Here is an 18,842-nt window from a genome sequence, read left to right as displayed (position 1 = left end):
TAACACACTGTCGAACGACGTCACGAACTGGTTCGTTCGGCTGATCCGCACGAGCATCGGACCATGCCCACATCAACCACCACCGCCCGAATCGAAGCCCTGCCAGTGGCAGCGGCCCGAGGAACCGCGGTCGTCTTCGGCGGCCGCGGCGAGACCCCCGAGGTCTATCGCCGGCTCGCCGACCGGCTCGCCGCCGACGGCTACCGGGTGGTCGCGTTCGGCGCTGTCGAGCCCGGGACCGTCGAGGCCGCAGGAGCCGAGCTCGACCGCACCGAGGCCGGGCCGCGCATCGTCGTCGCCTCCGACTCGGGCGTGGCCGCCGCTTGGCGTGCCGTGGCCGACGGCGACCTGGTCGTCGACGGTCTCGTCGTCGCCGGAGCGCTGACCGCCTCGGGCTCGCACGACGTCGGGGGCGACGCCGAGATCGCGGAGCGGACCGCATGCCCGGTGCACCGCGGCCGCCTCGGCACCGACGGCGTCCTCGAGAGGGGTGCCCTGGCGAGCCACGGCGCCGCCGACGAGGTGGATGCGGCGCTGGCCGGGCGAGTTCCTGCGCCCGTGCTCGCCTTCCACGGAGAGGTCGACGGCGTGAGCGACATCGATGCGGCCGTGGCGGTCTACCGGGCCCTGCCCGACGTGCGCGCGTTCGGCCTTGAGGGCGGATTGCACGACGTCTTGAACGACCTCTCTCACCGGTCGGTGGCTGCGCAGATCGTGCAGTTCGCCGAGCGGCTGCGCACCCCCGACCACGGACTCAGGAGCATCTGATGACCGATTCGACGAAGCTTCACCTCGGCGTCATCCTCACCGGCGCCGGCGGCCCCGGTCACCCCAAGACGTGGCTCGACGACGATCTGCCGCTCGACTCCAGCGTCGACGTCGACTGGTACATCGAGTACGCGCGTCTGGCCGAGCGGGCGAAGTTCGACCTGGTCTTCATCGTCGACAGCCAGTTCATCACGCCCGACTCGCCGCCCCACTACCTCAACCGACTGGAGCCGCTGACACTGCTCTCGGCGCTCGCCGTCACGACGTCGCACATCGGACTCGTCGGCACCGCGACGACCTCCTACAACGACCCGTACAACCTCGCCCGTCGCTTCGCGTCGCTCGACCTTATCAGCCGAGGTCGTGCCGGATGGAACGTCGTCACCTCGGGCGACGCGGGCACCGCCGGCAACTACGGTCGCGACGAGCACTACGACTACGACACGCGCTACGGGCGGGCGCGGGAGTCCGTCGAGGTGATCCGCGGGCTCTGGGACTCGTACGAAGACGACGCCTTCCCGCGCGACCGAGCCTCGGGCGTCTTCCTCGACCCCTCGAAGCAGCACCGGCTCGACCACCGTGGCGAGCACTTCTCCGTCGTCGGGCCGTTGAACATCGAGCGCAGCCCGCAGGGTCAGCCCGTCGTCTTCCAGGCCGGCGACTCGGAGCAGGGCCGCGATCTGGGCGCGACGATCGGCGAGGGCATCTTCACCCACGCCTCCTCGCTCGAGCAGGCCAGGGCCTTCCGCGACGACATCCGGAGCCGGGCCGTCGAGAAGGGCCGCGACCCCGATTCGGTGAAGATCCTGCCCGGCATCAGCGTCTACCTCGGCGACACCGACGCGGACGCCCGGCGCATCGAGCGCGAGTACCAGGCCATCGAGTACGACTTCGACCGGGCGGTGAAAGAACTGGGTCGGCCGTTCGGCTGGCACGACTTCTCGCAGTACGACGCCGACGCGGCGTTCCCGGACGTCCGCGCCGTCGCCGCGCTCAGCTTCAAGACGCAGGCGGACCGAATCACCGAGACGGCCCTCTCGGAGGGCCTCACGCTGCGTCAGGTCGTCGAGCGCGTCTCGGCGCCCAGGCCCGGGGTGTTCGTCGGATCCTCCGAGACCGTCGCCGATCTGCTCGTCGAGTGGTTCGAGGGCGGCGGCACCGACGGCTACAACCTCCACGTCGACCACCCCTCGCAGTTCCGGCGCTTCGTCGCCGAGGTGGTGCCGCTGCTGCAGGAGCGAGGCGTGTTCCGCCGCGACTACGAGTCGACCACGCTCCGCGGCAACCTCGGCATCCCGGTGCCCCGGAACCGCTACTCCGGAGCTCTCGTCGACGCCTGACCCGCCGCTTCCCGACCTCACCTCGCTTCTCGCTCCTTCACGACCGAACCCCCAGGAGAACACCCGTGACACCACCGATTCTCGACCACGTCGTCGGCCGCAGGACCCTTCTGACGACGGGAGCCGCCTCACTCGCCCTGGTGCTGGCCGGCTGCTCGACGACGTCGACCGGAACCGGCGCGTCGACTGCCGCCGGAGCGGCGACCGGCACGCTCAGCTGGGCCTCGTCGTACGCCCCGTCGAGCTGGGACCCGGTGGTCAACGGCAGCGGGGCGGCGTTCCGCATCACCGCGCTCGCCTACGCGTCGCTCACCAACACCGACGAGGACGGCAAGGCGGCGCCCGGGCTCGCCGAGAGCTGGACCTACAACGACGCGGGCACGAAGGTCACCTTCCACCTGCGTCCGGGACTCACGTTCGCCGACGGGACCGCCCTCGACTCGACCGCAGTGAAGAAGTACATCGAGCGTGCCCAGACGCAGGAGAACTCGTCGCTGGTCGGCGAGGGCATCTCGGTGATCGAGTCGGTGGAGACGCCGAGCGCCACCGACGTCAGGCTGAACCTGAGCCAGCCCGACTTCCAGCTGCCGCTCGTGCTCGCCCAGCGGGTGGGGCAGATCACCAACCCGAGCAGGTCGGCGGCCGAGCTCAACGAGAAGCCCGACGGGGCGGGGCCGTTCACCCCTGTCACGATCGTCGCAGGATCGAAGGCGACGTTCGTCAAGAACCCGGACTACTGGGACGCCGACAACATCCATATCGCGAACGTCACGGTGTCGTTCGGCGCCGACGCGTCCAGCATCGTCTCCGGCCTGCAGAGCGGGGTCTACAACTTCTCCGACCTGACGCCGAGCCAGGTCAAGGCGGCGAAGGCCGCCGATCTCGACGTGGTGCTGCAGCCGGGCTTCAACGCCAACAACCTCAGCGTCAACACGACGATCGCCCCGTTCGACAAGCCGGAGGTGCTTCAGGCGCTCAACTACGCCATCGACCGCGAGGCGATCGTCAAGCAGATCGACTTCGGCTACGGGACGGCTGCCACGGAGCCCTTCCCGAAGGAGTACATCGCCTACGACCCGTCGTCGGCGGCGCGCTACGCGTACGACCCGACGAAGGCCAGGCAGCTGCTCGCCGACGCGGGCTACGCCGACGGCCTCGAGGTCGAGTTCGTCGTCTCGGCCGACACCCCGACGAACGAGCTCATCCAGGCGCAGCTGAAGAAGGTGGGCATCACGGCCGCCCTCAAGGTCGACACGAACTGGGCCACCTCGTTCTTCGCCAAGAAGCTCGCCCTGACCACCTACGGGACGACCGGCCGCGACTCGCCGATCCAGACCCTGCAGGCCCACTTCGGACCAGCAGGCGCGCTCAACTCCGCCGGCACCGAGCCCGGCAGCGCCTTCGACGAGGCCGTCGCCACCGCCCTCGCCACGCCGCTCGACTCGGACGACTACGAGAAGAACATCCAGGCCGCGACCGCGGCCGGTCTCGCCACGACCGGGCTGATCTTCACGGACAGTCTGCCGAACATCCTCGTCAAGACGAAGGCGGTCTCGGACCTCCCGAGGATACCGGCGTACATCACCTGGACCGGCGTCACCATCACCGGACGCTGACGGCATGGCCACCGCAACCGAGATCGAGGTCGGACGCACCCGCGTGGCGCGTCCGACCGAGGCGCGGACGGCCGGGTCGCTCCGCTGGAAGCGGATCGGACTCGCGATCCTGCGCCCCTTCGCCGTATTCGTTCCGGTGTTCCTGCTCGGCACGTTCATCACCTTCCTGCTCGGGACGCTGACGGGGCTCAACCCCGCGTACGTGCAGCTCGGCGAGGCCGCGACACCGGATGCCGTGGCCCGTCTGAACCACCAGTACGGGCTCGACCAGCCCTTCCTGGTTCAGTACTGGACCTGGTTCAGCGCGCTCCTCCACGGCTCGCTCGGATCGAGCTGGATCGACGGGATCTCGATCTCGACCCTCATCGGCCAGCGGATCGTCATCAGCCTGTCGGTCGCCGCGCTCGCCCTCGTGATCGGCATCGTCGTCGGCGCCGCTCTCGGCGGCGTGGCCGCGATCCTGCAGACCACCTGGGTCGACCGCGCCATCACGGGATTCACCTCGCTGATGTCGGTCATGCCGCCGTTCACGGTCGGGATCATCCTCGTGGCGATCTTCGCGGTGCAGCTCAAGGTGCTGCCGTCGGCCGGGTACATCTCGCTCAGCCAGGGGCTCTGGCCCTGGTTCAGTCACGTGATCCTCCCCGCCATCGCCCTCAGCTTCGACATGGTCGCGGGCGTCGCGCGCCAGCTGCGGGCCGGCCTCGTCTCGGCCTACGGCCAGAACTACGTGCTCGGAGCCACCGTGCACGGCCTGAGCCCGAGGCGCATCTTCTTCGTCCACGTGCTGCGCAACGGCGGCGGTCCGGCGCTGGCCCTCGTGGGCCTGAGCCTGCCGAACCTGCTCGGCGGCGCCGTCGTCACGGAGACCGTGTTCGGCCTCGCGGGCTACGGCGTGTTCGCCAGCTCGTCGGCCCTCCACGGCGACGTCCCCGCGGTCCAGGGCGTGCTGGTCGTGTCGATCGTCCTCGTCGTCGCCTTCAACCTGATCGTCAACATCGCGCTCAACCGCATCGAGCCGAGCGCGAAGAGAGGCGTCTGACATGTACTCGCGACTGCGCCGGCTGCCGTCCTTCTGGATCGCGTCCGTGCTCCTGGTGCTCGTCCTCCTGCTCGGGGTCCTCGGCTCGGCCCTCGCGCCGGACGACCCGCTCGCGGGCGGCTCCGCGCTCCTCCAGGCACCCTCGGCGACGCACCTTCTGGGAACCGACTACCTCGGTCGGGACGTCTACAGCCGACTCCTCGCCGGCTCCCGCGTCTCGATCCTCGGAGCCTTCGAGGTCGCCGCCATCGCGCTGGTCGTCGGGACCATCCCCGGCCTGCTGTCCGTCTACCTCGGCCGGGTCTTCGAGTGGCTCACCCTCCGCATCATGGACACGCTGATCGCTCTGCCCTTTCTCGTCTTCGCGGTGGCGCTGACCGCTCTTCTCGGCAACGGCCTCACCCAGGCCATGCTGAGCGTCGGCATCCTGCTGTCGCCCATGTTCTACCGGGTGTCGCGCGCCGCCGCACTCACGGTGTCGAGCTCGCAGTACGTCGAAGCGGCGGTCCTCAGCGGCGGCTCGACGGGGTGGGTCCTGCGCCGCCACATCGGGCCCAAGGTGCTTGCCCCGATCGGCATCGCCTTCGCCAACGCCGCGGGAGTGGGCCTCGTCATCGTCGCCAGCCTGACGTTCCTCGGCATCGGCGTGCAGCCCCCGGCTCCCACCTGGGGAGGCATGCTCGCCTCCGACCTCGGCTACCTGGCCTATCAGCCGTACGCGCCGGCCTACCCGATCGTCCTCATCATGCTCACCGTGTGGGCGCTCAACCTGCTCGCCGACGTGCTCCGCGACACCTCCGGAGAGGCGGGTCGGATCCTGCTGAAGAAGCGCGCGCTCGCCAAGGCCCGGCGCCGTGGGCGCCGACTTCAGCCGCAGCTCGCCGGGAGGGTCGAATGACCGCGGATCGTACCGTCATCGCCGTCAACGGCCTCAGCATCTACAACCACCTGCACGACGACGTCGCCGTCGAGAGCGTCTCGTTCTCGCTGCGACCCGGGCAGGCGCTCGGCATCGTCGGCGAGTCGGGAAGCGGCAAGACCATCACGTGCCGCGCCCTCCTGGGGGTCCTGCCCGAGCTGTTCGAGGTCACGGCCGGACGCATCGAGATCGACGGCCGCGACACGGCGGCGCTCAGCCGCAGGCAGTGGACGGCCCTCCGGGGCACCACCATCTCGGCGGTCTTCCAGGACCCCGCGACCTACCTCAACCCGTCCATCCCGGTCGGGCGGCAGATCGAGGAGATCCTGCGCGTCAAGAAGGGGCTGCCGCGCCGCGAGGCGAGAGCGGCCGCCGTCTCGCTTCTCGAGACGGTGCGGATCCGCGATGCCGAGTACGTCTTCTTCCAGTACCCGTTCGAACTCTCCGGCGGCATGCTGCAGCGTGTCCTGATCGCGGCCGCCGTCGCGTGCGAGCCGGCGGTGCTCATCGCCGACGAGGCGACCACGGCGCTCGACGTGACGGTCCAGGCCGAGATCCTCGACCTGCTCACCGACCTGAAGGACCGCCTCGGCCTGGCCCTCATCGTCGTCTCGCACGACCTGGCCGTCGTCGCGCAGATCTGCGACGACGTTCTCGTGATGCGCTCCGGCGCCGTGGTCGAGCAGGGGCCGACCGAGCGCGTGCTCCACGACCCCGAGCACGAGTACACGCGCCTGCTCCTCGACGAGCACCACCGCTTCGGACTGGAGCGGTTCCTCCGACCGGCAGGAGCCGCCGAATGACCGCCGAGACGATCCTCACCGTCGAGAAGCTGCAGGTCGCGTACGGCCGCGGCGCACGGCAGAAGCAGGTGCTCTTCGACGCGGATCTCAGGATCCGAGCCGGCGAGGTCGTCGGGCTCATCGGCGAGACCGGATCGGGCAAGTCCACCCTCGCTCGCGCGATCCTCGGACTCGTGGAGCCCTCCGACGGCAGCGTCCGGTTCGGCGGTACCGAGCTGACGACCCTGAAGCCGGCTCAGCTGCGGGCGTTTCGGCGGACGGGCCAGGTGCAGTACGTCTTCCAGGACCCGATGCGGAGCCTCGATCCGGAGTTCACGATCGAGCAGTCGATCGCCGAGCCGCTCGTCACCGGGGGAGGGCTGGCCGCCGACGAGATCGCCCGCCGAGTGCGCACGTACCTCGCCAGGGTGCACCTCGACGAGGGGCTCCTGTCACGGCTTCCGGGCCAGGTCTCGGGAGGCCAGCGTCAGCGGGCCGCCATCGCGCGTGCGCTGATCACGGAGCCCCGGCTGCTGATCCTCGACGAGCCCGTGAGCGCGCTCGACTCCGCGAACCGCGTGCAGATCCTCGAGCTGATGCAGGAACTCGCGGGCCCGGCCGTCTCGCTCCTGTTCATCTCGCACGACCTGGGCTCCGTGGCCGGCATCACAGACCGCGTCGTCGTGCTCTACCGCGGGCGCATCGTCGAGGAGGGCTCCACCGACTCGATCATCAACACGCCGCAGCACGCCTACACCCGCCTGCTCGTCGGCTCGGCGCCGACGCTGACCGGCGGAGCGACGTCGAGGGCCGAGCGCGACGAGCTCCGGGCGCGGGTCGAGCCGTAGCCCCGGAGGTCGGCGGCGTGCTCGCGGAGTCCGGGGTGCGCGGGAGCGCCCGGCGGGCTCGTCGCAGCTGCGACCCAGTGCCCTGCCGGGGTTCGGTCGCGTGCGCGCCGGGCCTTCTGGCGCGGGTCTACGCCTCGACGTTCACGAGCGTGATGACCTGCGAGTCGGTCCACCCGTCGATGCCCTCGAAGGCCTCGGCGCGCTCGGGCGAGCCCACGTACGCGGCCTCGATCTGCGCGAACGCGGCGGCGTCGCCGGGAGCGCTGACGGCCCAGACGAACTCGTTGCTCTCGGGGATCGCGTAGGCGAACTCGATGGCGAACCCGGCCTTCTCTCGGACGGGCACGAGCTTGGAGTGCCACCACGGCAGGAACTCCGCCATCACTCCGGCGCGCAGGGCGTAGCGGCGGAGCTGGACGGTGCGGATCTCGACGTCGGTCATGGGGCCAGCGTACCGGCGGGGCTCGCGCGGCGCGGGCGGCCCTCCGCTTCGGCTCGGCCCCGCCGACCCGGGCCCGGCCCCCGCCGTTTCGGCTCGGACCCGCCGACGCGACGGCAGGGCCGAGCCGATTCGGCGGGCCCAGCCGCAGACCTCGCCGGCGCCGAAGAGGGGAACCCTTGGGTTCGGCGCAGTCCCTCCGGTTCGGGCCAGCCCTCCGGTCGCCCGGGGCGGGCGTCCGCGGCGCCGGGATAAGCGGGCCGGCGCGCTAGGGGACGTAGCGGTAGCCCATGCCCTGCTCGGTGACGAGGTAGCGCGGGGCGCCGGGCACGGGCTCGAGCTTCTTGCGGAGCTGCGCCAGGTAGAGGCGGAGGTAGCCGGTGTCGCGGGCGTGCGCGGGGCCCCACACCTGGGTCAGCATCGCCTCGCGCGTGATGAGCCGGCCGGGGTTGGCGAGGAGGAGCTCGAGGAGGCGCCACTCCGTCGGGGTCAGCCGCACAGGACCGCCGGGGCCGGTGACGACGCGCGCGGCCAGGTCGACGGTCACGTCGCCGAGGCGGACGGCGGGCGACTCGGCCGCCGGGGCGGTGCGACGGGTGAGGGCGCGGATGCGGGCGAGCAGCTCGTCCATCGCGAAGGGCTTGGTGACGTAGTCGTCGGCGCCGGCGTCGAGGGCGTCGACCTTGTCGGCGGCTCCGGTGCGGCCCGACACGACGAGGATCGGCACCTGCGACCAGCCGCGCAGGGCCTGCACCACCTGAACCCCGTCGAGGTGGGGCATGCCGAGGTCGAGCATCACGACGTCGGGGTGCTGCGAGATGGCCTGGGCGAGGGCGGCGGCTCCGTCCGCGGCCGTCACGACCTCATAGCCTGCCGCACCCAGGGTGATGCGCAGGGCGCGGACGATCTGCGGGTCGTCGTCGGCCACCAGGATCTTCACGAGGCGGCCCCCTCGGGCGACGCAGGATCAGGCGAAGCCGCCACTGGCGCCCCCGCCACCGAAACCCCCGCCACCGAAACCCCCGCCACCGGCAGCGACACCACCATGGTCAGCCCGCCGCCCGGGGTGTCCTCGGCGTCGAGCGTGCCGCCCATTCCCTCGGTGAAGCCGCGCGACAGAGCGAGGCCGAGCCCGAGACCCGTCGTGTTGTCGGTGTCGCCGAGCCGCTGGAACGGCACGAACACCTCGTCGCGGCGGTCGGCGGCGATCCCGGGGCCGTGGTCGGCGACGCGGAGCTCGACACGCCCGTCGAAGTGGCTGGCCGCGACGCGGACCCGCACGTCGGCGGGGGAGTGCCGCACCGCGTTGTCGAGCAGGTTCACGACGACGCGCTGCAGCAGCACGCCGTCGGCGAGGGCGGCGGGCAGCGCGTCGGCGAGGCCGAGCTCGACCTCGTCGGGCCCGAGGCCGAGCTCGTCGAGCGAGCCGAGGATGACGTCGTCGACGTCGACGGCGGCGAGCGAGACGGCGAGCACGCCGGCCTGCACGCGCGACACGTCGAGGAGGTTCGTGACGAGGGTCGCGAGCGACTCGAGGCTCTCGCTGGCGGTGGCCAGCAGCTCGTCTCGGTCGGCGGGGGTCCACTCGACGCCGGGGGAGCGCAGGCCGGTCACGGCGGCGGTGGCCGCGGCGAGCGGTCGGCGGAGGTCGTGGCCGACGGCCGCGAGCAGCGCTGTGCGCATCTGGTCGGCCTGCGCGAGCGGCTCGACCTCGTCGGCGGCCTGCCGCAGGGCGGAGCGCTCGAGCGCCGCGTCGACCTGGGCGGCGATGACGGCGAGCAGCCGCTGCTCGGCGGCCGCGAGGTCGGGGCCGCGCAGCTCGAGCGTTCCGTGCGTGCCCGTCGGCAGGGTGGTCACCCGGTCGTCGCGGTCGGCCTGGCCCGCCTCGGTGACGACTCGCCCCTCGGCGAGCACGCGCACGCTCGTCAGGCCGAAGACCTCGCGGGTGCGCGACACCAGCGCCGCCAGGGCGTCCTGCCCGCGGAGAACGCTGCCGGCGACGGTCGCCAGCAGCTCCGACTCGGCCAGGGCGCGGGCCGCCGACCGCGACCGGCGTGCGGCCTGGTCGACGACGTACGACACCAGCAGGCCGTTGACCACGTACAGGGCCAGGGCGAGCAGGTGCAGCGGCCGGTCGATCGTGACGCTGTGGATCGGCTGCACGAAGAAGAAGTCGAGGGTGAGCCCCGAGAGGACGGCCGCGATGAGCGCCGGCCAGATTCCGCCGACGAGGGCGACGATCACGACCAGCAGCTGGTAGACGAGCACGTCGCTGGTGAGGGTGTCGTCCGAGCGGACGGCCGTCAGCAGCAGCGTGACGAGCGGGCCGAGCACGAGCGCGAGCACCAGGCCGACGATTCGCCGGCGGAGCGTGAGGGCTCCGCCGGGGCGAGGCAGGGTGAAGCGGCCGCCGGCGCGCGAGTGCGACACGATGTGCACGTCGATGGAGCCCGACTCGCGGATCACCGTCGCCCCGATGCCCGGCCCGGTCAGCAGGGCGGCGAGCCGCGAGCGGCGGCTGACGCCGATGACGAGCTGCGTGGCGTTCATCGACTTGGCGAACGCGACGAGCGAGCGCGGCACGTCGTCGCCGACGACCTGGTGGTAGCTGCCGCCGAGCTTCTCGACGAGCGCGCGCTGGGCGGCGAGGGCGCCGGGGTGGGAGTCGGCGAGGCCGTCCTGTCGGCTGACGTGCACGGCGATCAGGTCGCCGCCGGCCGAGCGGGCCGCGATCCGGGCACCGCGCTTGATGAGCGTCTCGCCCTCGGGGCCGCCGGTCAGGGCGACGACGACGCGCTCGCGGGCCTCCCACGTCGAGTCGATGCCCTTCTCGGCCCGATAGGCCTTGAGCGCCGACTCGACCTCGTCAGCCAGCCACAGCAGCGCCAGCTCGCGGAGCGCGGTCAGGTTGCCCAGGCGGAAGTAGTTCGAGAGCGCGGCGTCGACGCGGGCGGCGGGGTAGACGTTGCCCTCGGCCAGCCGGTCGCGGAGGGCCTGCGGGGCGAGGTCGACGACCTCGATCTGGTCGGCCGACCGGAGGATCGCGTCGGGGATCGTCTCGCGCTGGGGAGCGCCGGTGATCTGCTCGACGACATCGCTCAGCGACTCGATGTGCTGCACGTTGACCGTCGATATCACGTCGACCCCGGCCTCGAGCAGGTCGAGCACGTCTTGCCAGCGCTTCTCGTTGCGGCTGCCGGGCGCGTTGGTGTGGGCGAGCTCGTCGACGAGGGCGATGTCGGGTCGCCGGGCGACGACCCCGTCGGCGTCCATCTCGGTGAGCTCGACGCCCCGGTGCTGCGAGGCCAGCCGCGGCAGCACCTCGAGGCCGCCCACGAGGGCCGCCGTGGCCGCGCGCCCGTGGGTCTCGACGACGGCCACGACGACATCGCGCCCCTCGGCCTTCAGTCGCGCGCCCTCTTCGAGCATCGTGTACGTCTTGCCCACCCCGGGCGCGGCGCCGAGCAGCACGCGGAGCCGCCCTCGAACCATTGCGTCAGTCTTTCGTCAGTGCGGCCAGAGCGACGTTGAGCTCCAGCACGTTTACCGTGGGCTCCCCAAGGTATCCGGCCTCGCGGCCGCTGATCCTCGATTCGACCAGCCTGTGGACAACCGCGTCGGAGAGTCCGGTGGCGGCCGCGACCCGCTTCACCTGGAGCAGCGCGTACGCCGGGCTGATCGCCGGGTCGAGTCCGGAGCCCGACGCGGTGAGCGCGTCGTCGGGGACAGCGGCCGGCGCGACCCCCTCGAAGGCGGCGATCGCCGCGCGACGATCCTTGATCGACGACGCGAGGTCGGCGTTCGACGGCCCCAGGTTGCTGGCGCTCGACGCCGACGCGTCGTACCCGTCGCCGGCGGCGGAGGGCCGCGACTGGAACCACCGGGCCAGCGGCTTGCCGTCCTCGTCGGCGAACGACTGCCCGATGAGCGACGACCCGACGACCGGGCCGCCCGAGCTCACGGTCGACCCGTTCGCCTGGTGCGGCAGCACGAGCTGCCCCACTCCGGTGAGGAGGACCGTGTAGGCGACGCCGAGCACGACGGTGAAGACGAGCATGGCGCGGAGTGCGACCCACCAGGGGCGCGCGGAGGTGCGAACAGACATGAGACGGGTCCTTAGAAACCGGGGAGGAGGGAGACGACGAGGTCGATGAGCTTGATCCCGACGAACGGGGCGACGATGCCGCCGAGCCCGTAGATCAGGAGGTTGCGCGACAGGATCGACGATGCCGACGCCGCGCGGTACTTCACGCCGCGCAGCGCCAGCGGGATCAGCGCGACGATGACGAGCGCGTTGAACACGATCGCCGAGAGGATCGCCGACGCGGGCGAGTGCAGCTGCATGATGTTGAGCAGCCCGAGCCCGGGGAAGATGCCGGCGAACATGGCCGGGATGATGGCGAAGTACTTGGCCACGTCGTTCGCGATCGAGAACGTGGTCAGGGCGCCGCGCGTGATGAGCAGCTGCTTGCCGATCCGGACGATGTCGATGAGCTTGGTCGGATCGGAGTCGAGGTCGACCATGTTGCCGGCCTCCTTCGCCGCCGACGTGCCGGTGTTCATGGCGACGCCGACGTCGGCCTGGGCGAGAGCGGGAGCGTCGTTGGTGCCGTCGCCGGTCATCGCCACGAGGTTGCCGCCCTCCTGCTCCTTCCTGATCAGAGCGAGCTTGTCCTCGGGCGTGGCCTCGGCGAGGAAGTCGTCGACCCCGGCCTCGGCCGCGATGGCTCGGGCCGTCAGCGGGTTGTCGCCGGTGATCATCACCGTGCGGATGCCCATGAGGCGCAGCTCGGCGAAGCGCTCGGCGAGGCCGTCCTTCACGACGTCCTTCAGGTGCACGACGCCGAGGATGCGGGTGGCCCCGTCGACGGAGCGCGTGGCCACGACGAGCGGGGTCCCGCCCGCGTTCGAGACGCCGGTGACCAGCCGGTCGAGGGCGTCGCGCTCGGCGGCGGTCCCCGCGAGGGAGGCGGCGGACTGCTCGCGGGCGGCCGCGACCCAGGCGGCGAGGGCGGTTCCTGCGCCTTTCCTCACGGCGGAGCCGTCGGCGAAGTCGACGCCGCTCATGCGCGTCTGGGCGGTGAACGGCACGACGGCGCCTGCCGGGGCCGACGGCACGGCGAACCCGTTCTCGACGGCGAGGTCGACGATCGAGCGTCCCTCGGGCGTCGGGTCGGCCAGCGACGACGTGGCCGCGGCCTCCGTCAGCTCAGCCTCGGTCGCTGAGCCCAGGGGCAGGAACTCGCTGGCGCGGCGGTTGCCGTAGGTGATGGTGCCCGTCTTGTCGAGCAGCAGCGTCGTCACGTCGCCCGCGGCCTCCACGGCACGCCCCGACATGGCGAGCACGTTCCGCTGCACGAGGCGGTCCATCCCGGCGATGCCGATGGCCGAGAGCAGGGCGCCGATCGTCGTCGGGATCAGGCAGACGAGCAGGGCGATCAGCACCGGGATCGACGCTGCGGCATCGCTGAGCGAGGCGATCGGGTTGAGCGTGAGCACCACGACGACGAACACGATCGAGAGAGACGCGAGCAGGATGTTCAGCGCGATCTCGTTCGGGGTCTTCTGCCGGGCGGCCCCCTCGACCAGCGAGATCATCCGGTCGACGAAGGTCTCGCCGGGCTTCGACGTGATGCGGACGACGATCCTGTCGGACAGCACCCGCGTGCCGCCGGTGACGGCCGAGCGGTCGCCTCCCGACTCGCGGATGACCGGGGCCGACTCGCCCGTGATGGCCGACTCGTCGACGCTGGCAATGCCCCAGACGATGTCGCCGTCGCCGGGGACCAGCTCGCCGGCCACCACGACGACCGTGTCGCCGAGGGTGAGGTCGGCCGACGAGATCTCGTCGGTGGCCGACGTCGACGCGTCCGGGTCGCCCGACGCGTCGTAGTCGAGCACCCGGACGGCGCTCGTCGAGGTCCTGGTCTTGCGGAGCGTCTCGGCCTGCGCCTTGCCGCGGCCCTCCGCCACCGACTCGGCGAGGTTGGCGAAGACGACGGTCAGCCACAGCCACGCCGCGATCGCCCAGGTGAACGAGCCGGGGACGACCGAGCCGCCGGACTCGCCGGGCCCGCCGGTGAACGGCTCGGCGACGGCGAGGACGGTCGTGTACGCGGCGCCGACCTCGACGAGGAACATGACCGGGTTGCGCCACATCAGGCGGGGATCGAGCTTGCGGAGGGCGCCGGGGAGGGCCTCGACGAGCTGGGCGGCGGAGAAGGCGGTCTTCTTCGACGGGGTGGGCGCGAGTTCCTGCGCCCGATCGGGGGTCTCGAGGGTGGTCATGTCAGTTGAGTCCTTCGGCGAGGGGTCCCAGTGCGAGCACGGGGAAGTAGGTGAGGGCGGTCACGACGATCGACACGCCGAGGAGGAGGCCGACGAACTGCGGCCGGTGGGTGGGGAGCGTGCCGGCCGTGGCGGGCACCTTGTCTTGAGCCGCGAACGACGACGCGAGCGCCAGGACGAACGCGATGGGCACGAAGCGGCCGAGCAGCATGACCACGGCGAGCGAGATGTTCATCCAGTCGGTGTTCGCAGTCAGGCCGGTGAACGCCGAGCCGTTGTTGTTGGCGGCGGAGGTGTACGCGTAGAGCACCTCGCTGACCCCGTGCAGGCCCGGGTTGAAGATCGACGTCGAGATGACGCTGTCGCGGACTCCCGGCAGCGCGAAGCTCAGGGCCGTGCCGGCCAGGGCGAGCGTCGGCGTGACCAGGATGTAGAGGGAGGCGAGCGTGATCTGGCGCGGGCCGATCTTCTTGCCGAGGTACTCGGGCGTGCGGCCGACGAGCAGGCCCGCGATGAACACGGTGATGATCGCGAGCACGAGCATGCCGTAGAGGCCCGAGCCGACGCCGCCCGGCGAGATCTCGCCGAACATCATGTCGAGCAGCGCCATCATGCCGCCGAGCGCGGAGTACGAGTCGTGCGCCGAGTTCACCGCGCCGGTCGAGGTGGAGGTCGTCGCGGTCGCGAACAGGGTCGACGACCAGACGCCGAAGCGGGTCTCCTTGCCCTCCATCGCGCCCGTCGCGCCGTGCGTCTCGAAGATGGTCATCGCGGTGAGGGAGGCGGCGAAGATCGTCGCCATGACGGCCGCGATCGCCGTGCCCTGGCGGGTGTCGCCGACCAGGCGGCCGAACAGGCGCGGCATCGAGAACGGGATGATCAGCATCAGGACGATCTCGAACAGGTTGGTGAAGGCGTTCGGGTTCTCGAACGGGTGGGCGGAGTTCGCGTTGAAGAAGCCGCCGCCGTTCGTACCGAGCATCTTGATGGCCTCCTGGGACGCCACCGGTCCGCCCGGGATCACGGCGCTGCCGCCGGTGAGGGTCGTGACGTGCTCGAAGCCGCCGAAGTTCTGGATCACGCCACCCGCGAGGAGCACCACCGCCGCGACGACGGCCATTGGCACCAGCACGCGGGCGAGGCCGCGGGTCAGGTCGACCCAGAAGTTGCCGAGCGTGCCCGAGCGGACCCGCGCGAGGCCCCGGATCAGCGCGACCGCGACGGCCATGCCGACGGCGGCCGACACGAAGTTCTGCACGACCAGCCCGCCGAGCTGCACGGCGTAGCCCATGGTGACGTCGGGGGAGTACGACTGCCAGTTCGTGTTCGTCACGAACGACACCGCCGTGTTGAAGCTGAGCGCGTTCGGGATCGAGCCGAAGCCGAGCGAGTAGGGGAGGAGCGCCTGCAGCTTCTGCAACGCGAACACGAAGGCGATGCCGACGGTCGAGAAGACGAGGATGCCGCGCAGGTAGGCGCCGCTCGACTGCTCGCGCGACGGGTCGACTCCGATAACGCGGTAGAAGCCGCGCTCGAGGCGCCAGTCGCGACGGGCGCTGTAGACCCAGGCGAGGTAGGCGCCCATCGGACGGTGGAGGGCGACCAGAACGACCAGGACGGTCATGATCTGGAGCAGGCCGGCGACGGAGTCGGGCATCGTCATCAGAACCGCTCGGGTTTCACGAGCGCGACGACGAGATAGACGAGGGCGGCGACCCCGAGGGCGGCCGCGATGAGGCTGAAGACGATCACGGATCCGATCAGACACCCGCGGCGGGGCTGCGACGGCGGTCCTAACAGGACCCGTGCGGGCGCTCGCAAGATCCTGACGGTTTCCTAACGCGGGGCCGAGCGTGGCGGGAGCCCCCGGTGGGGCCCGGCGGCGGGTGGCCGCCGATCAGCCCAGCTGGGCCACCGCGGCGCGAAGCCGACCGAGAGCCGTCTGCAGCAGGTCGGCGAGGGGCGGGGCGTCGGCGTCGGCGATCCACTCCGAGAACGCGTCGTGGAAGGCGAGCACGCCGAGCTCGGCCGCGGTGGCCGCGACGGGGTCGACGACTCCGCGGGCGCGGAGGGCGTCGGCCATCGCGGCGGCCATGCCCACCTGCTTGAGGAGGGCCCGGTCGCGCAGCTCGGCGCTGGTCGCGATGACGGCCTCGAGCCGCGGGCCGAGCTCGCGGTTGAACGGGGTCATCGACGCGGCGGCGGTGGCGAGCCCTGAGGCGACGGCCTCGAGGGGCGTCGCCTCGGCGGGGGCTGACGCGATGCCCTCCGCGAAGAGGCGCGACAGGGTGGCCTGGCCTGCGGCGAGCACCTCGCGCTTGTCGGAGAAGTGGCGGAAGAACGTGCTGCGCGTCAACCCTGCCCGGTCGGCGATCTGGGCGACCGTGGTCTCGTCGTAGCCCTGGTCGGTGAAGAGCTCGAGGGCTGCCGTCACAAAGCGCTCGCGTGCGTCTGGTTCCCATCGAGGCATGGGTTCATCCTAGCGATGCGACACGAGTCCCATCACGGTGCTACGGTGATGGGACATCAGTCGCATCATCATCGACCCAGGGAGCATGCAATGCGCGTATTCATCACCGGAGCATCCGGCCACATCGGTTCCGTCGTCACGGAGGAGCTCGTCGCCCACGGCCACGAGGTGCTCGGCCTCGCCCGTTCGGAGTCGTCGGCGCAGAAGGTCGTCGCCGCCGGGGGCACGCCCGTGCTCGGCGGTCTCGGCGACCTCGACGTGCTGACGAACGCGGCCACGGAGGCCGACGGCGCGATCCACCTCGCGTTCAGCAACGACTTCGGCGACCTCGAGGCCAGCATCGCCGAGGAGGGCCTTGCCATGGACGCCATCGGCGCCGGCCTCGTAGGCACGGGCAAGCCGTTCACCATCGTCTCGGGCACGACCTGGGTCGAAGGCCGGCTCGCGACGGAGCACGACCCTCTGCCGCATGACGGCCCCGTCGGCGGCCGCGGCATCAACGTCGACCGCATCCTGGCGCTCTCCGATCGGGGAGTCCGCACGTCGGCCGTCCGCCTGCCGCGCTCCGTCCACGAGCGGTACGCGGCCTACGGGTTCGCGGGCATCCTGATCGGTGCGGCACGCCAGTCGGGGTTCTCGGCGTACGTCGGCGACGGCAGCCAGCGCTGGCCCGCGGTGCACCGCCGCGACGCCGCCTCGCTGTTCCGCCTCGCGCTCGAGACCGCGGAGGCTGGGACCGCGGTGAACGCCGTCAGCTCCGAGGGCGACACCATGCTCGAGATCGCCACGGTCATCGGCGAGCAGCTCGGCGTTCCCGTGCAGCAGGTCCCGGCCGAGAGCTTCGGTCCTCTCGGCATCATCTTCGGCATCGACCAGCCCGCGTCGAGCGCCTGGACGCGCGACACCTTCGGCTGGGCGCCGTCGCACCCCGTGCTGCTCGACGACCTGCGGGCGGGCGACTACCCGGCGTAGCCCGCAGCGAGACGTCCGTCCCCGAGGCCGACTTCCGCGTCATCGCCTCCGCCCTGGGCGCAGCGTCTCCCGACGAGTGAGCGCTCCCTATGACGCGACCTCGTAAATGCGCTGCTGCACCTTCGACGCCAGCGTGCGGAGGGCCGCTGCGTCGTCGGGGGTGAAGCGCCGCGGCTTCGAGTCCATGACGCAGAGGGCGCCGATTCGCTGGCCCGTCGGCGACTCGAGCGGGTAGCCGGCGTAGAAGCGGATGCCCGGCTCCCCGGCGATCATGGAGTACCAGGCGTAGCGGGAGTCCCGGCTGGCGTCCTCCACGGCGAAGTGGCTGCTTCGCCGCACGGTCAGGTCGCACAGCGACTGCCCGCGCGGCACGGTCGCCAGGTCGATGCCGCTGCTGGCCATCGTGCTCTGCGTGTCGCGCCCGACGAGGGTGACGGCGGCGAACTCGGTGCCCAGCGCGCGCCGGGTGTCGGCGGCGAGGCCGTCGAGGACGGGATCGGGGTCGGCGGCCTGCAGCGCGGCCTCGACCTCCTCGAACGCGTGCTGGCGTTCCTGCTCGTCGGCCTCCGAGGTGTCGGCAGCGGCGGGGCGGCTCGGATCGAGGTTCTCGTGGATGCGCTCGGCGATCGAGTCGGCCCAGCGCTCGTAGACGCGGGCCTCGGCCGTCTCGTAGACGTGCCCCTTCGACTCGGGCACGAAGACGATGCCCGACCGCGGGGTGGCCAGGTCTTCGGTGATGGTGTTCATCAGTCCGACGTGGAAGTCGACGATGTCGGCCAGTCGTCTGGGGAAGTGCGGGTTCACGCCGAACTGGGGCACCGCCAGCACGAAGACGAGCGAGGCGCTCGGTGTCCGCTGCCGCACGAAGCCGACGAGGGCCGCGACCGACGCCTCCCACTCGGCGGGCGCCAGAAGTGTGAGCGCCTCGTGGGCGCCGATCGAGAGCAGCACGATGTCGTACCGGGAGAGGTCGACTTCGGCCAATGCGTCGACACAGGCGACGGTGTCCATCTCGTCGTCGACGAGGACGTCGACGTCGGTGGCGCGGCCGGTCCGCTCCGTCAGGCTGCGGGCCAGGAAGCCGGGAAGACCGAGATCGTGAGTCAGGACGCCGCGCCCCGCGGCGGCGCCGTCGCCCACGATCAGGACTCGATCGGGGTTCGTGCCCGGTGCGCGCACGTGCGGCGAGTCATGGGGGAGGACGCGGCGTCGCCAGGAGTGGCGGCTGAAGGCGAGCCAGAGCGCGACGAGGGGGCGCGCGAGGAGTCGGCGGAGGGAGTCGAGCATGCGTGGTCCTGATCCGGTCGGCGCCGCCCTCGGGCGGCGATGCTGCGCACGGCCTGGTGAGGCGCCGGGCG

The 18,842-nt window shown here is 71.5% G+C and carries 17 protein-coding genes; 8 read left to right on the top strand and 9 right to left on the bottom strand.

Annotated features, from left to right (window positions below; all coding sequences use genetic code 11):
• The first annotated feature begins 63 nt into the window (after positions 1–63).
• The 7 genes from AC3CBB_RS08615 to AC3CBB_RS08585 all read left to right on the top strand — a co-directional run bounded on the left by AC3CBB_RS08615 (position 64) and on the right by AC3CBB_RS08585 (position 7,315).
• Positions 64–768: an alpha/beta hydrolase gene (locus tag AC3CBB_RS08615; protein WP_488624251.1), complete on the top strand. Its 705-nt coding sequence runs from the start codon at positions 64–66 to the stop codon at positions 766–768.
• Positions 768–2,108, top strand: coding sequence for an LLM class flavin-dependent oxidoreductase (locus AC3CBB_RS08610; protein ID WP_123507154.1), 1,341 nt, complete (start codon positions 768–770; stop codon positions 2,106–2,108). Before AC3CBB_RS08615 ends, AC3CBB_RS08610 begins: the two co-directional genes overlap by 1 nt.
• A 65-nt stretch (positions 2,109–2,173) precedes the next feature.
• Entirely contained in the window at positions 2,174–3,724 is a 1,551-nt protein-coding gene (locus AC3CBB_RS08605) for an ABC transporter substrate-binding protein (RefSeq protein ID WP_488624250.1), read from the top strand.
• A 4-nt stretch (positions 3,725–3,728) separates the two neighbouring features.
• Positions 3,729–4,766, top strand: a complete 1,038-nt coding sequence (locus AC3CBB_RS08600; RefSeq protein ID WP_488626696.1) for an ABC transporter permease — start codon at positions 3,729–3,731, stop codon at positions 4,764–4,766.
• Position 4,767: 1 nt separating this feature from the next.
• Entirely contained in the window at positions 4,768–5,664 is an 897-nt protein-coding gene (locus tag AC3CBB_RS08595) for an ABC transporter permease (RefSeq protein WP_488626695.1), read from the top strand.
• Entirely contained in the window at positions 5,661–6,488 is an 828-nt protein-coding gene (locus AC3CBB_RS08590; RefSeq protein WP_488626694.1) for an ABC transporter ATP-binding protein, read from the top strand. Before AC3CBB_RS08595 ends, AC3CBB_RS08590 begins: the two co-directional genes overlap by 4 nt.
• Complete coding sequence (locus tag AC3CBB_RS08585) at positions 6,485–7,315, top strand: ABC transporter ATP-binding protein (RefSeq protein ID WP_488626693.1); 831 nt, start codon at positions 6,485–6,487, stop codon at positions 7,313–7,315. Before AC3CBB_RS08590 ends, AC3CBB_RS08585 begins: the two co-directional genes overlap by 4 nt.
• A 127-nt stretch (positions 7,316–7,442) precedes the next feature.
• Here the strand turns inward: AC3CBB_RS08585 and AC3CBB_RS08580 are convergent, their stop codons facing one another.
• The 8 genes from AC3CBB_RS08580 to AC3CBB_RS08545 all read right to left on the bottom strand — a co-directional run bounded on the left by AC3CBB_RS08580 (position 7,443) and on the right by AC3CBB_RS08545 (position 16,512).
• Positions 7,443–7,757, bottom strand: a complete 315-nt coding sequence (locus tag AC3CBB_RS08580; protein ID WP_233580064.1) for a hypothetical protein — start codon at positions 7,755–7,757, stop codon at positions 7,443–7,445.
• A gap of 265 nt (positions 7,758–8,022) precedes the next feature.
• The gene (locus AC3CBB_RS08575) at positions 8,023–8,694 is read right to left on the bottom strand and encodes a response regulator (protein WP_123507149.1); all 672 of its coding nucleotides are present in this window, start codon (positions 8,692–8,694) and stop codon (positions 8,023–8,025) included.
• On the bottom strand, positions 8,691–11,246 hold the full coding sequence (locus AC3CBB_RS08570) for a DUF4118 domain-containing protein (RefSeq protein ID WP_488626692.1): 2,556 nt from the start codon (positions 11,244–11,246) through the stop codon (positions 8,691–8,693). The genes AC3CBB_RS08575 and AC3CBB_RS08570 overlap by 4 nt, the downstream gene beginning before the upstream one ends.
• 4 nt (positions 11,247–11,250) lie before the next feature.
• Positions 11,251–11,859, bottom strand: a complete 609-nt coding sequence (gene kdpC, locus AC3CBB_RS08565) for a potassium-transporting ATPase subunit KdpC (RefSeq protein WP_488626691.1) — start codon at positions 11,857–11,859, stop codon at positions 11,251–11,253.
• 11 nt (positions 11,860–11,870) lie between these two features.
• Positions 11,871–14,042, bottom strand: coding sequence for a potassium-transporting ATPase subunit KdpB (gene kdpB / locus AC3CBB_RS08560; RefSeq protein WP_488626690.1), 2,172 nt, complete (start codon positions 14,040–14,042; stop codon positions 11,871–11,873).
• 1 nt (position 14,043) lies between these two features.
• Positions 14,044–15,699, bottom strand: coding sequence for a potassium-transporting ATPase subunit KdpA (gene kdpA, locus AC3CBB_RS08555; protein ID WP_488626730.1), 1,656 nt, complete (start codon positions 15,697–15,699; stop codon positions 14,044–14,046).
• Between the two features lie 5 nt (positions 15,700–15,704).
• Positions 15,705–15,794: a K(+)-transporting ATPase subunit F gene (kdpF, locus tag AC3CBB_RS08550; protein WP_123507145.1), complete on the bottom strand. Its 90-nt coding sequence runs from the start codon at positions 15,792–15,794 to the stop codon at positions 15,705–15,707.
• A 145-nt stretch (positions 15,795–15,939) separates the two neighbouring features.
• A complete protein-coding gene (locus tag AC3CBB_RS08545) occupies positions 15,940–16,512 on the bottom strand; it encodes a TetR/AcrR family transcriptional regulator (protein WP_123507144.1) in 573 nt (190 codons plus the stop codon).
• Positions 16,513–16,602: 90 nt separating this feature from the next.
• On the opposite strand from AC3CBB_RS08545, the gene AC3CBB_RS08540 reads away from it, so the two are divergent.
• A complete protein-coding gene (locus AC3CBB_RS08540; protein ID WP_488626689.1) occupies positions 16,603–17,484 on the top strand; it encodes an SDR family oxidoreductase in 882 nt (293 codons plus the stop codon).
• 87 nt (positions 17,485–17,571) lie between these two features.
• Here the strand turns inward: AC3CBB_RS08540 and AC3CBB_RS08535 are convergent, their stop codons facing one another.
• Positions 17,572–18,771, bottom strand: coding sequence for a GAF domain-containing protein (locus AC3CBB_RS08535; RefSeq protein ID WP_488626688.1), 1,200 nt, complete (start codon positions 18,769–18,771; stop codon positions 17,572–17,574).
• Positions 18,772–18,842: the final 71 nt, after the last annotated feature.

The sequence above is a fragment of the Frondihabitans sp. OV104 genome (genome assembly GCF_057787745.1).
Note: the sequence above shows the minus strand (reverse complement) of the source record. Positions and strands in the feature narration are given on the sequence as shown.

Excerpts from the sequence above, each read along its gene's own strand:
- AC3CBB_RS08615 (WP_488624251.1), top strand. The coding sequence starts at position 64 with ATGCCCACATCAACCACCACCGCCCGAATCGAAGCCCTGCCAGTGGCA.
- AC3CBB_RS08610 (WP_123507154.1), top strand. The coding sequence starts at position 768 with ATGACCGATTCGACGAAGCTTCACCTCGGCGTCATCCTCACCGGCGCC.
- AC3CBB_RS08600 (WP_488626696.1), top strand. The coding sequence starts at position 3,729 with ATGGCCACCGCAACCGAGATCGAGGTCGGACGCACCCGCGTGGCGCGT.
- AC3CBB_RS08595 (WP_488626695.1), top strand. The coding sequence starts at position 4,768 with ATGTACTCGCGACTGCGCCGGCTGCCGTCCTTCTGGATCGCGTCCGTG.
- AC3CBB_RS08590 (WP_488626694.1), top strand. The coding sequence starts at position 5,661 with ATGACCGCGGATCGTACCGTCATCGCCGTCAACGGCCTCAGCATCTAC.
- AC3CBB_RS08585 (WP_488626693.1), top strand. The coding sequence starts at position 6,485 with ATGACCGCCGAGACGATCCTCACCGTCGAGAAGCTGCAGGTCGCGTAC.
- AC3CBB_RS08580 (WP_233580064.1), bottom strand. The coding sequence starts at position 7,757 with ATGACCGACGTCGAGATCCGCACCGTCCAGCTCCGCCGCTACGCCCTG.
- AC3CBB_RS08570 (WP_488626692.1), bottom strand. The coding sequence starts at position 11,246 with ATGGTTCGAGGGCGGCTCCGCGTGCTGCTCGGCGCCGCGCCCGGGGTG.
- kdpC (WP_488626691.1), bottom strand. The coding sequence starts at position 11,859 with ATGTCTGTTCGCACCTCCGCGCGCCCCTGGTGGGTCGCACTCCGCGCC.
- kdpB (WP_488626690.1), bottom strand. The coding sequence starts at position 14,042 with ATGACCACCCTCGAGACCCCCGATCGGGCGCAGGAACTCGCGCCCACC.
- kdpA (WP_488626730.1), bottom strand. The coding sequence starts at position 15,699 with ATGCCCGACTCCGTCGCCGGCCTGCTCCAGATCATGACCGTCCTGGTC.
- AC3CBB_RS08545 (WP_123507144.1), bottom strand. The coding sequence starts at position 16,512 with ATGCCTCGATGGGAACCAGACGCACGCGAGCGCTTTGTGACGGCAGCC.
- AC3CBB_RS08540 (WP_488626689.1), top strand. The coding sequence starts at position 16,603 with ATGCGCGTATTCATCACCGGAGCATCCGGCCACATCGGTTCCGTCGTC.
- AC3CBB_RS08535 (WP_488626688.1), bottom strand. The coding sequence starts at position 18,771 with ATGCTCGACTCCCTCCGCCGACTCCTCGCGCGCCCCCTCGTCGCGCTC.